Origin of the sequence: Helicobacter sp. WB40 (assembly GCF_027859275.1) — a bacterium.
Taxonomy (GTDB): domain Bacteria; phylum Campylobacterota; class Campylobacteria; order Campylobacterales; family Helicobacteraceae; genus Helicobacter_D; species Helicobacter_D ibis.
In genome coordinates this window covers 1-12,166 of the sequence record NZ_JAQHXS010000015.1, presented here as the reverse complement: position 1 = coordinate 12,166, position 12,166 = coordinate 1, and the positions used below count along the sequence as shown (strand labels likewise).

Annotated in this window: 12 protein-coding genes and 2 pseudogenes; 4 read left to right on the top strand and 10 right to left on the bottom strand. The window is 31.4% G+C overall.

Going from position 1 to position 12,166, the window contains the following annotated elements; translation table 11 throughout:
• Positions 1–94 precede the first annotated feature (94 nt).
• Both PF022_RS08610 and PF022_RS08605 read left to right on the top strand, forming a co-directional pair.
• Positions 95–1,078 (top strand): beta-1,4-N-acetylgalactosaminyltransferase, encoded by a 984-nt coding sequence (locus PF022_RS08610; RefSeq protein ID WP_271023551.1) that lies wholly within the window; start codon positions 95–97, stop codon positions 1,076–1,078.
• Between the two features lie 201 nt (positions 1,079–1,279).
• On the top strand, positions 1,280–2,140 hold the full coding sequence (locus PF022_RS08605) for an ATP-binding protein (protein ID WP_271022034.1): 861 nt from the start codon (positions 1,280–1,282) through the stop codon (positions 2,138–2,140).
• A gap of 48 nt (positions 2,141–2,188) precedes the next feature.
• On the opposite strand, the gene PF022_RS08600 is transcribed toward PF022_RS08605, so the two are convergent.
• The 4 genes and pseudogenes from PF022_RS08600 to glmS form a co-directional block, all read right to left on the bottom strand.
• A complete protein-coding gene (locus PF022_RS08600; RefSeq protein ID WP_271022035.1) occupies positions 2,189–2,776 on the bottom strand; it encodes a cytolethal distending toxin subunit A in 588 nt (195 codons plus the stop codon).
• Positions 2,777–2,786: 10 nt separating this feature from the next.
• Positions 2,787–3,589, bottom strand: a pseudogene (locus PF022_RS08595) (cytolethal distending toxin subunit B family protein).
• 9 nt (positions 3,590–3,598) lie between these two features.
• Positions 3,599–4,438: pseudogene (locus PF022_RS08590) on the bottom strand (RICIN domain-containing protein).
• A 48-nt stretch (positions 4,439–4,486) separates the two neighbouring features.
• Positions 4,487–6,268: a glutamine--fructose-6-phosphate transaminase (isomerizing) gene (gene glmS / locus PF022_RS08580; RefSeq protein WP_271022038.1), complete on the bottom strand. Its 1,782-nt coding sequence runs from the start codon at positions 6,266–6,268 to the stop codon at positions 4,487–4,489.
• Between the two features lie 111 nt (positions 6,269–6,379).
• Between glmS and PF022_RS08575 the strand changes: the two genes are divergently transcribed.
• Positions 6,380–7,438 (top strand): phospholipase A, encoded by a 1,059-nt coding sequence (locus tag PF022_RS08575; protein WP_271023548.1) that lies wholly within the window; start codon positions 6,380–6,382, stop codon positions 7,436–7,438.
• Here PF022_RS08575 and PF022_RS08570 read toward each other — a convergent pair.
• The 6 genes from PF022_RS08570 to PF022_RS08545 are packed head-to-tail and all read right to left on the bottom strand — an operon-like array spanning position 7,424 to position 10,884.
• Positions 7,424–8,023 carry an SH3 domain-containing protein gene (locus PF022_RS08570; RefSeq protein WP_271023546.1) on the bottom strand — a complete coding sequence of 200 codons (600 nt, stop codon included), beginning with the start codon at positions 8,021–8,023 and terminating at the stop codon, positions 7,424–7,426. The genes PF022_RS08575 and PF022_RS08570 overlap by 15 nt on opposite strands.
• 19 nt (positions 8,024–8,042) lie before the next feature.
• Entirely contained in the window at positions 8,043–8,912 is an 870-nt protein-coding gene (gene zupT / locus PF022_RS08565; RefSeq protein WP_271023544.1) for a zinc transporter ZupT, read from the bottom strand.
• Between the two features lie 56 nt (positions 8,913–8,968).
• Entirely contained in the window at positions 8,969–9,358 is a 390-nt protein-coding gene (locus PF022_RS08560; RefSeq protein WP_271023543.1) for a prepilin-type N-terminal cleavage/methylation domain-containing protein, read from the bottom strand.
• The gene (locus PF022_RS08555) at positions 9,339–9,812 is read right to left on the bottom strand and encodes a prepilin-type N-terminal cleavage/methylation domain-containing protein (protein ID WP_271022043.1); all 474 of its coding nucleotides are present in this window, start codon (positions 9,810–9,812) and stop codon (positions 9,339–9,341) included. The genes PF022_RS08560 and PF022_RS08555 overlap by 20 nt, the downstream gene beginning before the upstream one ends.
• 2 nt (positions 9,813–9,814) lie before the next feature.
• Positions 9,815–10,483 (bottom strand): 16S rRNA (uracil(1498)-N(3))-methyltransferase, encoded by a 669-nt coding sequence (locus PF022_RS08550; protein ID WP_271022044.1) that lies wholly within the window; start codon positions 10,481–10,483, stop codon positions 9,815–9,817.
• Positions 10,483–10,884 carry a hypothetical protein gene (locus tag PF022_RS08545; protein ID WP_271023542.1) on the bottom strand — a complete coding sequence of 134 codons (402 nt, stop codon included), beginning with the start codon at positions 10,882–10,884 and terminating at the stop codon, positions 10,483–10,485. Before PF022_RS08545 ends, PF022_RS08550 begins: the two co-directional genes overlap by 1 nt.
• A gap of 269 nt (positions 10,885–11,153) precedes the next feature.
• Between PF022_RS08545 and PF022_RS08540 the strand changes: the two genes are divergently transcribed.
• Positions 11,154–12,166: PDC sensor domain-containing protein (locus PF022_RS08540; protein ID WP_271023541.1), on the top strand; the 1,013-nt coding region annotated here is incomplete at its 3' end.

Here is a 12,166-nt window from a genome sequence, read left to right as displayed (position 1 = left end):
CTAATAATGTAAATAGAATTGCAGATGATATTATTAGTGATGTAAATAAGAAAAGATTCTAGGAGTCTTTTCTTGAGGTGGAAGAGGTAATTTTTTGACATACTCAATGGATATTAGTGAAATTGGAGGTATTATTAAACATGTTAATCTTTATATACCTTCTAATGTATTGAAAAGAATAGAAGATACGGATAATGATTACTTTATAAAAAACAATCACAATTTTGGACATAGTGGATACTTTGATTTTGATATAGATTCTAAAAATGCTTATTCTCCTCTTAATCCTTGGGCTTTTATTCGCGTTAAAAATGAAAGAGTGATGCTTGAAAGTTCATTAAAAAGTATACTACCTGCAATTCAAAGAGGAGTTATTGGCTACAATGATTGCAATGATGGCTCTGAAGAAATAATTATTAAGTTTTGTAAGCAATATCCATCCTTTATACCTATTAAATATCCGCATACAATAGATATTAAAAATCCAAAAACAAACTTAAATAAATTATATAATTATTACAATTATGTATTCAGCTACATACCAGAGAATGAGTGGTTTATAAAGATTGATATGGATCACATATATGATGCTAAGAAATTATATAAGAGCTTCTACTTAATTAAAGATGATAATGAAATATTAAGCATTTCTAGAATGGATTTTATAGTAATTGATGACAATATATACGTAGCACAACAAAACAATGGGCTATTCTTAAAAGATGATGTAGATCATTGGTTAATAAAGAAAACAAGTGATATACATTTTAGGGAAGCCTTAGTATTAGGCGATAGTTTTAATTGGAACGAAATTCCACAAGAACAAGCTTATAAATATGACAATTTAGCTTCATATGAAGCTATAGTAATAAAGAAAAAAATAGTAAAAATTACAGAATTAACAAATTATCATTTTCCATATATGAAACAATATAGAAAATTTATAAACAATATCAATGTTGTAAAATTAGAAGATATATTACATGCATTAACAGATCAAGAAAAATTTAGAATTGATGAGAAACTTTTAGATAAAGATAGAATTCTTAATATCTTTAAGCATTTTAACCACACATAGTTTCTTATAATGCTTTTGATTGGTAAATCTAAAAGTATGTATATGTTATATTATGTTATAGTCTTTATAGTTTTTAAGACACTAACACAATTTTTAGAAACCAAAAATTTATGTTTTTGTTAAAAATAATATAAAACATTGATATTTTGTGGAATAATATTGGAATAAATTCAGAATAAATATTAACTCTAAAGGAATTAAATGAATAACTATTTTCGTCTATTGATTTCATCTGTTGCATTGATAAGTAGCATATCTATATTATCATTATCGGCAAAAGATTTTGAAGGTTTTGCTAGTCCAGAGAGTGTATATGGAAGTGGACAAAATATATTTATTAGCAATGTTGGTGAAAAATTAGCACCATTAGAAAAAGATGGTGATGGATTTATAAGCAAATTAGATTCTAAAGGGAAAGTTTTAGATAAAAAGTTTATCTCTAATTTAAATGCCCCAAAAGGTATGAATAGCATAGGTGATGCGCTTTATATCGTTGATATTGATACCATTAAAGGTTTTGATATAAATAGCAAAAAAGAAGTATTGAGTATGCCTATAAAAGATTCTGTATTTTTGAATGCTATAGAAGTATTGGATAACAATACATTGTTAATTAGCGATACTGGAACAGGCATAATACATATAGTTGATATCAAAAACGAAAAGTATGATACTTTTGCAAAACTAGATTCCAAATATGGTGGTCCAAATGGATTATTGCTAGATAGAGATAATAATAGATTGATTGTGGTTGGTTATGATCCAGCTGGAAAAACAAAAGGCAGTGTAGTAGCAATAGATTTAAGCAGTAAAGCACAGCTTCCAATTAGTGAGCCACTTGGTGCTTTGGATGGTGTTGTGTTTGCAAAAAATGGGGATCTCCTTGTGAGTGATTGGGGAGATAATATGCAAGGTGTTGTATATAGGATAGATAAGAGCGGTAAGATTGGGACATTGGAACTTGATTTTATGAAAGGTCCAGCTGATATGTTTAGTGATGGCACAAATCTATGGATACCAAAAATGGCAGAATCTAAGATTCTAAAAATAGATCTACCATAAGCAATATAACAAAGGATTCTAAAGATAGAATCCTTTTACAAAACAATGCTATTCTAGAACACTAGCCTCGATTAGCGGTGGTGCAAAAAACATTAACTCATTTAAGTCTGCTGGAAGTGTCTCATCAATAGTACAAGTCCTAATCCCAAAGCGATTTTCAATAGGGACATTCGGATTGTAGAAAGTTACGATACATTCATTTGCATCAAGCACTAAAGATCGAATTTGAATTGCTGCAGTATTTGTAGGCATAATAGAAAAAATGGTCTCTAATGTACCATCTTGCAAATCTAGTGAGCAAGACTTACCTCCAAAAAACCCATTATCCAAAATTGCTAAACAAATATCATCATTGCTAGGATTTACAAACTGTACATAGCCAAATGGAACTCTTTTAGCTAATCTTCTATCCCTATCTTTAATAGTATCATTTGGTTCTATCTCTCTTAATTTCCAATTTTGATCAATGAGTCTTTGTGAAGTCTCTCTAAAAGGACTTAGACTAATGCCTGTTTCAAGTGAGCGGATTGTAAAAATTTGTGTAAAATCGCTTAACTCACCTGGATCATCTGCTAAAAGTGGATTAAAACTTAAAGTTACTAAAAATGAAGCAAATAAAATTTTTAGTTTTTTCATAGTACCTCCTTTAGAATCTTCTAAAATTTACTGGAAAATGATCAGAAGCCAAATGCGTCCTAAGCCCAGCTAAAATTAATATTGCAGCAAGCGGTGGGGCTACATATGTGCCTCTCGAGCTTCCAGTGATTGCATAATCAAGCACCCTACCACTTGCTTGAGTGGCACTACTTTGTGCGACGATTGTAATTCTACTAGCAAGTTCTGGGTCGATTAGATTTGTAATCATATTTGGCTCTCTATTAAAATCTCCTGCTATAATCCAGTTCCTTACATTTGCTTGATTTCTCATCTGCATATCCACTGCTGTAATAAGTGCTCCCGCGTCATTTCCACCACGAGCAAGTGCATGGACATTAAAAAATGCACTATCTCCTATACGGATTCCCAAAATAGGTCTTGAAGCCACTGTGGGTGGTGGGATAACAAACACCTCATCAGCTCTTTGTTACTCACAATGGCAACATTTACGCGATTTGCACCAACATCAATGCGTGAATAATAAATCCACACAGATTTAGGGCGTGAGGCTGTGCCTAGATTCCATTCATATTCATGGGTTGGGATTCCAACACCTACTGGTTGTACCACGCGTTCTGTCATCATCGCACTTTGTGGCAAAACCCCAGCTTCTTGCACCATTAATACATCAAGCGGAGAATCACCCGTGATTAATTGCCTTACACTCACATTCCACTTGCTCTCTGTTGCTGCTGAAGATCCTTGTAGATTCCAAGTGCCTGTATTAAAGTCCTCTAGCCCAGCATAAACAAAGCTAAAAAATATAACAAAAGATAAAATAACTTTTCTCATTCTATCCTCCTAGTTATCAATAATAATGGCTTTAGCGCCAAAAGTTGGAGCAACTAGATACCATTGTTGATCTAAATTGCTAACACCAGGCTTTACGCAAGTGGTGGTAAAAATCTCAAAGACTTTGAAAAAATCTCCTAAAGGGTTGCCAATAGGAGATTGCAAACATTGTCCGTTTGCTAGATTTTTAATTTGTATAGATTGATTATTCATAGGCTTTAACTCCCAAAACTGGCTTTGATTGCTAGGATCACATGGATAATGCACCACACCATTTCTATAAGCAGTGAGACAATTTCCAGTGCGAACATTTTTAAACATTACAAAATTTTTAGGATATTCAATTACACGCCAAATTCTCGCATTCCCAAAGGGTTTGCTATTAATATGCGTATAACCCCAAATCCAATTCCCAGAAGCTAATGCCCACACGGTTAATATCTCTCCTCCTGCACCCATAATACCTACATACTCGCTTTCTATACCATTATTTTCAAATACTTTCATGGTGTTTAATCTGCCATCACTTCCAAGCAATGGTTGCGGTCCATTTACTGCGCCTTTTGCATTTGGGTTTTGGGTAATTTTTGGTGGATTAAGTGGAGTTTGCGGAACAATATTTTTTCCACTAATTAAATATGGATTTTTTAGAGTATTGCCAGGTTCTAATTTCATAGGAGGTGTTGGATTTGACCCTAGCTTTAGCGGATCGGAATCATTCTATGCACCAAATGAACGCCCAAGTGGATTGATTTTAGCTGCCTCTATTCTGTTTGTTTCGGGCTGCTTTTTGGAGCAACCAACCGTAAAAATGGTTAGAATACAAATTATTAATAAGTTTATTCTCATTTCATCTCCTTTGTTTGATAATACCAAAAAAATGAAATATTTGGTTAATTATTCAACAGTTACGCTTTTTGCTAGATTCCTTGGCATATCTACATCATTTCCTAGTCTTATAGCTATTTCTAGTGCAAATATCTGCAATGCAATCATCATCGAGAAAAATTCTTCCATATAATGCGATGAATCACAAACCTCAATCCAATCATCACAGCCTTCATAGTATTCAGAACTTAAAGCACATATCATAGCATCTCTAGCACTTAACTCTTCTACATTGCTTTTAATTTTGTCATACATTAGATTCTTTGGCATTAATGCAACACAAAATAATCCACTATCAGCTAAAGCTATTGGTCCATGCTTCATTTCCCCACTAGGATAACCTTCTGCATGAAGATAGCTTATTTCTTTTAGTTTTAATGCTCCTTCTAATGCTAAAGGATAGAAAATGTCCCTGCCTATAAAGAAAAATCCATGTCCATGTAAATAACGCCTAGAAAGTCTTTTTATCTTTTCGTGCATTTTTTTATTTACTTCTGTTAATTTAATTGCATTTAGCATTATTTGCACTTGCCCTTTTACTTCTGCAAAAGAAAATCTCTTTTGTGCTAAATAACATGATAATATCCATAAAACCATAACTTGTGTAGCAAATGCTTTTGTGCTCGCTACTCCTTTTTCAATTCCTGCACGAGTTAATAGGCTTGCATCACTCTCTCTTACTATACTGCTATTATCGACATTGCAAATGCTAATAGTTTTTAGTTTAGCTTTTTTAGCTAACTTGACTGCCTCTAATGTATCTGCAGTTTCTCCACTTTGTGATATGCTAATAAAAAGTTCATTTTCATCTAGTATCGGCTCTTTGTAGCGAAACTCACTTGCTATTTCAACTTTGGTGCTAATCTTTGCAATTCTTTCTAGCATGTAGCTACCAGCTAGAGCTGCATGATAGCTGGTTCCACAAGCACATAGTCTAATTGATTTTATATTGCTTAAGTCTATGTTGCTTAATTCTTCTAGAAAAAATCCATCATCTCCAACTCTTCCCATCATTGTCTCAAGTAATACTTTGTGTTGCTCGTATATTTCTTTCTCCATAAAGAATGTGAATCCATCTTTTTGAGAAGATAGTTTATCTCCGCTTAATTCTTTTATATCTCCTAATTTTGCAAATCCATCTAAATCCATTACACCAAAATCACCATCTTTAAGATAGCATACTTCGGTTGCTAGTCCTATTAGAGGTGTATCAGATGATGAAAAATAGATTCCATCTTGCCCTTTTCCTATTATTAATGGCGATCCATTTTTGGCGTAAAATATTTCATTTGGAGCTTTTTGTGTAATTAATAATATTGCATAAGCACCTTTTAGTTCGTTTATGGTTTTTGTAAATGCCTCTAGTGGAGTTATAGAAGATTCAAGCATAGATTCAAATAAATGCACTATTACTTCGGTATCTGTTTGGGATATAAAATTATATCCTTTTTTAATTAGCATATCTTTTATGCTTTGATAATTTTCTATTATTCCATTATGTACTACATTACTAAACTTACCAAAGTGTGGGTGTGCATTTGTTTCTGTTGGCTTACCATGTGTAGCCCATCTTGTATGTCCTATGCCAACACCAAAACCGCTAGAACTAAAGCTTTCGCATTTCCTTTCTAAATTAATTATTTTACCGACTGCTTTAAAAATATTTAAATTACCTTCTGCCAACACAGAGATCCCAGCAGAATCATATCCTCTATATTCTAATTCTCTCAGTCCATTTATTAAAATTGATTTTTTCTCATTATTTCCTATGTAGCCCACAATTCCACACATTTGATACTCCAAATTTTTTCTTTATTATTGCATAAAACTAGCCAAAAGCATAATCACAATTATAGACAAATATTATGCTAGAATATGCATATTTCAGAATTGAGTGAAAATATGCGTTACATTGTGTTTTTGTGCTTGATTGCATGTGGTTTAGTTGCAGATATTAGCAAGTTTGATAATAGTAAGTATGAGTATTTAGAGTTTGAGGAAAATGAAAGGGCTAAATTTCTAATTCTTGATGAAAGTATGAATATTCAAAATGTTATTTCTGTTCATAAATCTCAAGGCAATAGAGTTGTGGTTGATTTACCTGATGATGATAGGCATTTTGTTATTGTTTTGCAAAATCCAAAGTTAAAAACTAAAAATGAGCCAAGTTTGGTAGATAGCATAAAAAGCACACAAAAAGAACAAAAATTTAGTGCTTATGAGGGAATGTATGAAAGAAATAAATTCATGGGTGGAATCTTAGGATTTGAACCTTATAAATTCAACTACTTGCTTCCTGTAAATTACTCAATAAATAGAGAACAAACACACAATAAAGGCGAGGAAGCAAAATTTCAAATAAGTGTGAAGAAATTATTGTTTAGTGACTTATTGGCTAAGAATCTTGATTTGTATTTTGCATATACACAGCAGAGTTTTTGGAGTGTTTATGATGGTAAAAATTCTCGTCCATTTAGAGAGAGCAATTATGAGCCTTCTTTGTTTATGACATATCCAATAGATAACTATCCATTGTTTTTTGATCAGTTGGCTTTTGGATACATACACCAAAGTAATGGTGGAGGCACACTTAATTCAAGGAGTTGGGATAGAATCTTTGTGCAAGGTATTTATAGCTATGAGAATTTTGCTTTAAGCCTTAAAGCTTGGCATAGAATAAAAGAAGATAGCACAAAAGATGATAATCCAGATATTACAAATTATCTAGGATATGGAGAATTAACTTTGGGATATTTATTTAACCACAAACACGCAGTCTCTCTTACATTAAGAAATAACTTAAAGAGTGACAATAAAGGTTCAGTGCTCATTGATTATTCATATCCAATTTATAAGAATCTTTATTTATATATACAATATTTTAGTGGCTATGGAGAGAGCTTGATTGATTATAATCGCTCCATAGATAGAGTTGGTGTTGGATTTTTATTCTCTAGGTAGGCTATTGCCTTCCTCCATTTTTGCCAATAATTCATACAAAGATTCATCATAGTTGTAAGCTAGAAAAAATTTTAGTACATTTATTGCTTCATCTTTATTTCCTTGCATATATATGCTTTTGCTAAAAATTTCCCAGCTATCTTTATTATTTGGATTTTCTTTATTTGCTTTTAGTGCCAGATTCATTGCACTTACATAATCATTGAGTGCAAAATATTCATCTGCCTTTTGTCTTATATTATCTTTCGTGCTAGTTAGTGTAAATTTTTTATTTTCGTTTTTGGATATTTGTTTGATTGTGCTTTGTTGTGTTTTGTTTATATTTACATATTTGGCAGATATATATCCATTTTCTATTTTTACAAATTCATTTTCATATTCATAATTGCATATTCTATGATTTTGTGGTAGCTTTGAGATTATGCTTGAATCCAAACTAGGCTTCTCTCTTACATTTAACAAACTAGCAGAAATATATAGACATGGTTTTGTCTGTGCATATTTGGTTGCTTCTGCACTACCAAAATATCCATATAAAATAAAACTAACACCAACTAATATAAAAACAAAAGATATCTTAAGCATACTCTCTCCTGTATAACTATCAAATATTTAATAATACCAATGAAATGCCCATGACTCCCATACCTATAATAAGTCCATACAAACTATCGTGCGCCTTATCATAAGTTCGTGCTTGAGGAAGCAATTCATCAAATGATATAAACACCATAATTCCCGCAATAAATGCAAAAGTAATAGCCAAAGTAAGTTCGCTTAAAAATGGTAAAATAAACAAAGCTCCAACAATAGCACCAAGTGGTTCTGCCAAACCAGATAGTGCAGAATATACAAATGCCTTTTTCTTATCGTTTGTTGCATGATATATAGGAAGTGATACAGCCATACCCTCTGGGATATTGTGTATTGCAACTGCAATTGCTATTACTATTCCAAACGATAGATTATCCATACTGCTTATAAATGTCGCAAAGCCTTCTGGGAAGTTATGTATTGCAATTGCAAAAGCCGTAAAGATTCCTGTGCGTTTTAGGGACTTTGAATCTATTTTTTTGATTACTTCACCGGGATGGTATGTTGGTGGCTTTTGTGCTTTTTTAGGTAATGGGCACACTTTTAGTTCTGAATAGTCATCTTTTGGTTCATGTGGATTTAAGTCCTCTGGGATACATTTATCAATAAAGGCGCTTACAAAGATTCCTCCAAAAAAGCACAATAATGCCAAGAACTCCCCATAGGCATAAACTGCTTTAAAGTCATTAAAGGCGGTTGGCAAAATTTCCATAAAAGAAATATAAATCATAACTCCAGCAGAAAATCCAAGCCCAAAGGATAGAATTCTTAAATTATCATTTCTAGCAAAAAATGCAATCACTGCACCAATGGCAGTGGAAAGTCCAGCAAATAAAGTTAAAATAATTGCATATAAAATCTGCGATGTACTAAATTCCATTATATCTCCAAATGTTTTAAAAGAAGTATAACATAAATAATAATTTTTATCATTTACTAGAATATATCACAAAAAGATTCGCCATTATGTAGTTTTGAGCTTTTAGTGTGTTCGCATTCTAAGATATTATTTTTTAATTTGAAAAATACCTTTTTATCTTCATTTATTCCAATAAATCCACCTTTTTGCTTTTCAAAATAACAAGAAGATTTAGACATATCTAGGTGCTTGTATAGAGATTCTATGTTTATTGTTTGGTTTGTTTTTAGTTCATTTTTTAATGCTATTTTTAGATTCAAGATTTGTAGTTGTAATGCTTTATTGCACACACTTTTATTGTAATTAAAAATATTTGGAATCCCAAACGATAATAAAATGCCTAAAAGAAGCAATGTAAGCACTAATTCAAGCAGACTAAAAGCACTCTTAAAAGACAATTGAGCCACTTAAGAGAGGTATTTTTATCGAGGATGATGAAGTAAGCCCAATTTGATATAGTAATTTTTCACAAATATTGCCATTTTCATTCTTTGTGCCTGTAGTTGTAATTTCTAGGAATTTTATTTCATTTTCACTTGCTGTCTCTATCGCTTCATCTTTCATTAGCTTAGCTATAATGCATGGAGCGTTGTTGTTTTGTAGTTTGGTTTTTATATTAAATGGGCTTATATCCCAGTTTTGTGAGCTTAGGGTAATTGCAGATTCAAAGCTTCCCTTGCCTTGTGATAAGAAATATGCAGGAAATGATGTCTTAAGAGTATTTATATCACTTTTTAATGAAACTAGCTTTGCGTCATCTCTACTAGCAGAAATTTTAGGAATTCCAACCGCTGCTAAGATTCCTAAAATCACCAAAATAAATACTAACTCCAACATTGTAAATGCTTTTTTATTTGCCATAATTACCTCATAAATCTAGATGCACCATACATTGTTGCACTTTGAGCTTTTAGTATGTTTGCATTTTTTATACTATATATTTTTTTATCTCTTAGCATTTTTCTTTCTTTATCGCTAAATCCACCTTCACAGCCTATAAGCAGAGAATCTGTTGAGCTTAAAAGTCCAAGTTCTTCTCCATTAAAATCAAGCACTACTAAATTATTATACAAACTTAATACTTCTTGTAAATTATTTAATATTTCTATTTCTAAAGTTGTGATTCTTCCGCATTGTTCTGATGAAGCATGTAGTATTTTTTGAAATCTTTGATTATTTATGGTGAAGCTTTTTTGCGAAAAATCTGCATAGAAAAGTGTCAATTTTTTTATATTTATTTCATTTAAAAATGGGAGTATTTTTTCTATTTCTTTTATATCGATGATTGCTAGTATTATATGTCCTATTGGCTTGTTATGGAGTGGTATATGTGTTGTATTTTTTAACCTTAGTGTTGCACTTTTTCTATCTATATTTATAATTTCATAAGAATAGAGATTTAAATCCTTTAGATTTCTTAAGTTTATAATCTGTGATTGCTTGGTTCTTCTAGATTTAAATATGTGATTATATGAATCTCCACTTAGATTTATAATTTCATTCCCAGATTCTTCATGTATTAAAAATTGCATTATATTACACTCAAAAGACAAAAAAAGCATATATCTGCTATGTATTTTATTTTTGCCATTTTAAAAAAATATTCTCTAATGCCACTATTTGCTTCTACTTTGATTAATTTTTGCCTTTTATGTCTTTTTATTTCAAGCACCAATATAACAATCCAAGCAAAAACCATAGCAAGAATCTTAAAAGACATCACAAATGTGAGCATCGCCCAAACAACAAGCCCGCTAAATATGCTAGCTGATAAGAGTGCATAATATCCAGGGGCTATTATTGCTAGGTATTTTAATTTTTTTGTATGTGATTTTTTTAAAAAAAGTGCATACAAGTTTATAAGAGGCGGTATAAATAACAATATGGATAATGCTATGTGTATATTTATAAGATTATTGACAACTGCTTCCAAGTTAGAAAACCTTAAAAAATTAATATGAGCTTCAAATTGTATCCAAAACATTTTAAAATGAATAAAATATCTAAAATTGATAATCTATAATTATAATGCAATCGTATCCGCTAGTTTAATATTCCTATGATGATACTAAAAGTAATATTGAATTTTGAAATTAAATAAAATTTATATATTTAATTCATTTATCATATTCTTGTAGATAAAATTTCGGCTTCATTTTTACTCACAACTCAAAAAATAATACTAGATTTTAGGAGGCTTTTATGAATAGTGTGAAATTAAAAATTTCCTTGATAGCTAATTTAATATCTATACTTTGCCTTTTATCGTTAGGTGTAGTAACTTTTATATTTGTCAAGGAAGCCATATATAAAGAGGTTGTCCATGCTGAAATAAATTCTGTATCTGTCGCTAGAGCAACTATGGAAAATTTTAGTAATAACAATATTAACTTCATTAGAAATGTTAAAAAAGACTTAGAGACTATGCCAGAATACAAAGTTAACTCAAAGGAAGCATTAAAGGAGTATTTTAGTGGAGAAATAAAAGCCTACAAAGTTGGCTTTAACGCACTTGCTTTATATATAGCCTTTGAAGATGGAAGCTTATTAATTAGCGATTCAGAAACTCATAAAAATGGGGTGCCGACTAGGTTTTTTGGGGGTCCCGGTACAGAATATAATTTTACTACTAGAGCATGGTATAAGGGTGCAGTAGCAAGCGGTGATGTTTATGTTTCCCCAATATATGAGGATTCTATTACAAAAATGCCAGCCATGGCTTTTTCTGCTCCAGTGTATAGAGGTGGAAAGTTGTTAGCTGTTGTTGCTGTTGATGTTTTGGTAGAAGATCTACAAAAACAATTTGATAGCATCCCAGCTAGAATTTTTGCTTTTGATGAAAATGCACAAGTTTTTGCCTCACAAGATAGAAGTCTGATTACTGGCGGAAGCAATGCTGATAGATATCTTAATGATATAAAAAGAATTGGCGAAATTAGTAAGACATTAAAAGATTTAGAACCATTCAATTATGTAAGGTCTGATGGTAGTGAAAGGTTTGTTGTTTGTTCAAGATACAATAACTATACAACTTGTATATCTGAAAGTATTGATGAAGTAGAAGAACCAGTAGAAAGAATAGCCTACATACAATCTGCCATCGTTGTTTTTACAAGCTTAGCTAGTATAATTCTATTATATTTCATAATATCTCGTATGCTAACTCCATTGCAATTTATCCAACAAGGTCTACTTTCATTCTTTAAATACATAAA

Bases quoted from the DNA above. Each gene is read 5' to 3' on its own strand.
- PF022_RS08605 (WP_271022034.1), top strand. From the start codon at position 1,280: ATGAATAACTATTTTCGTCTATTGATTTCATCTGTTGCATTGATAAGT.
- PF022_RS08600 (WP_271022035.1), bottom strand. From the start codon at position 2,776: ATGAAAAAACTAAAAATTTTATTTGCTTCATTTTTAGTAACTTTAAGT.
- glmS (WP_271022038.1), bottom strand. From the start codon at position 6,268: ATGTGTGGAATTGTGGGCTACATAGGAAATAATGAGAAAAAATCAATT.
- PF022_RS08575 (WP_271023548.1), top strand. From the start codon at position 6,380: ATGCGTTACATTGTGTTTTTGTGCTTGATTGCATGTGGTTTAGTTGCA.
- PF022_RS08570 (WP_271023546.1), bottom strand. From the start codon at position 8,023: ATGCTTAAGATATCTTTTGTTTTTATATTAGTTGGTGTTAGTTTTATT.
- zupT (WP_271023544.1), bottom strand. From the start codon at position 8,912: ATGGAATTTAGTACATCGCAGATTTTATATGCAATTATTTTAACTTTA.
- PF022_RS08555 (WP_271022043.1), bottom strand. From the start codon at position 9,812: ATGGCAAATAAAAAAGCATTTACAATGTTGGAGTTAGTATTTATTTTG.
- PF022_RS08550 (WP_271022044.1), bottom strand. From the start codon at position 10,483: ATGCAATTTTTAATACATGAAGAATCTGGGAATGAAATTATAAATCTA.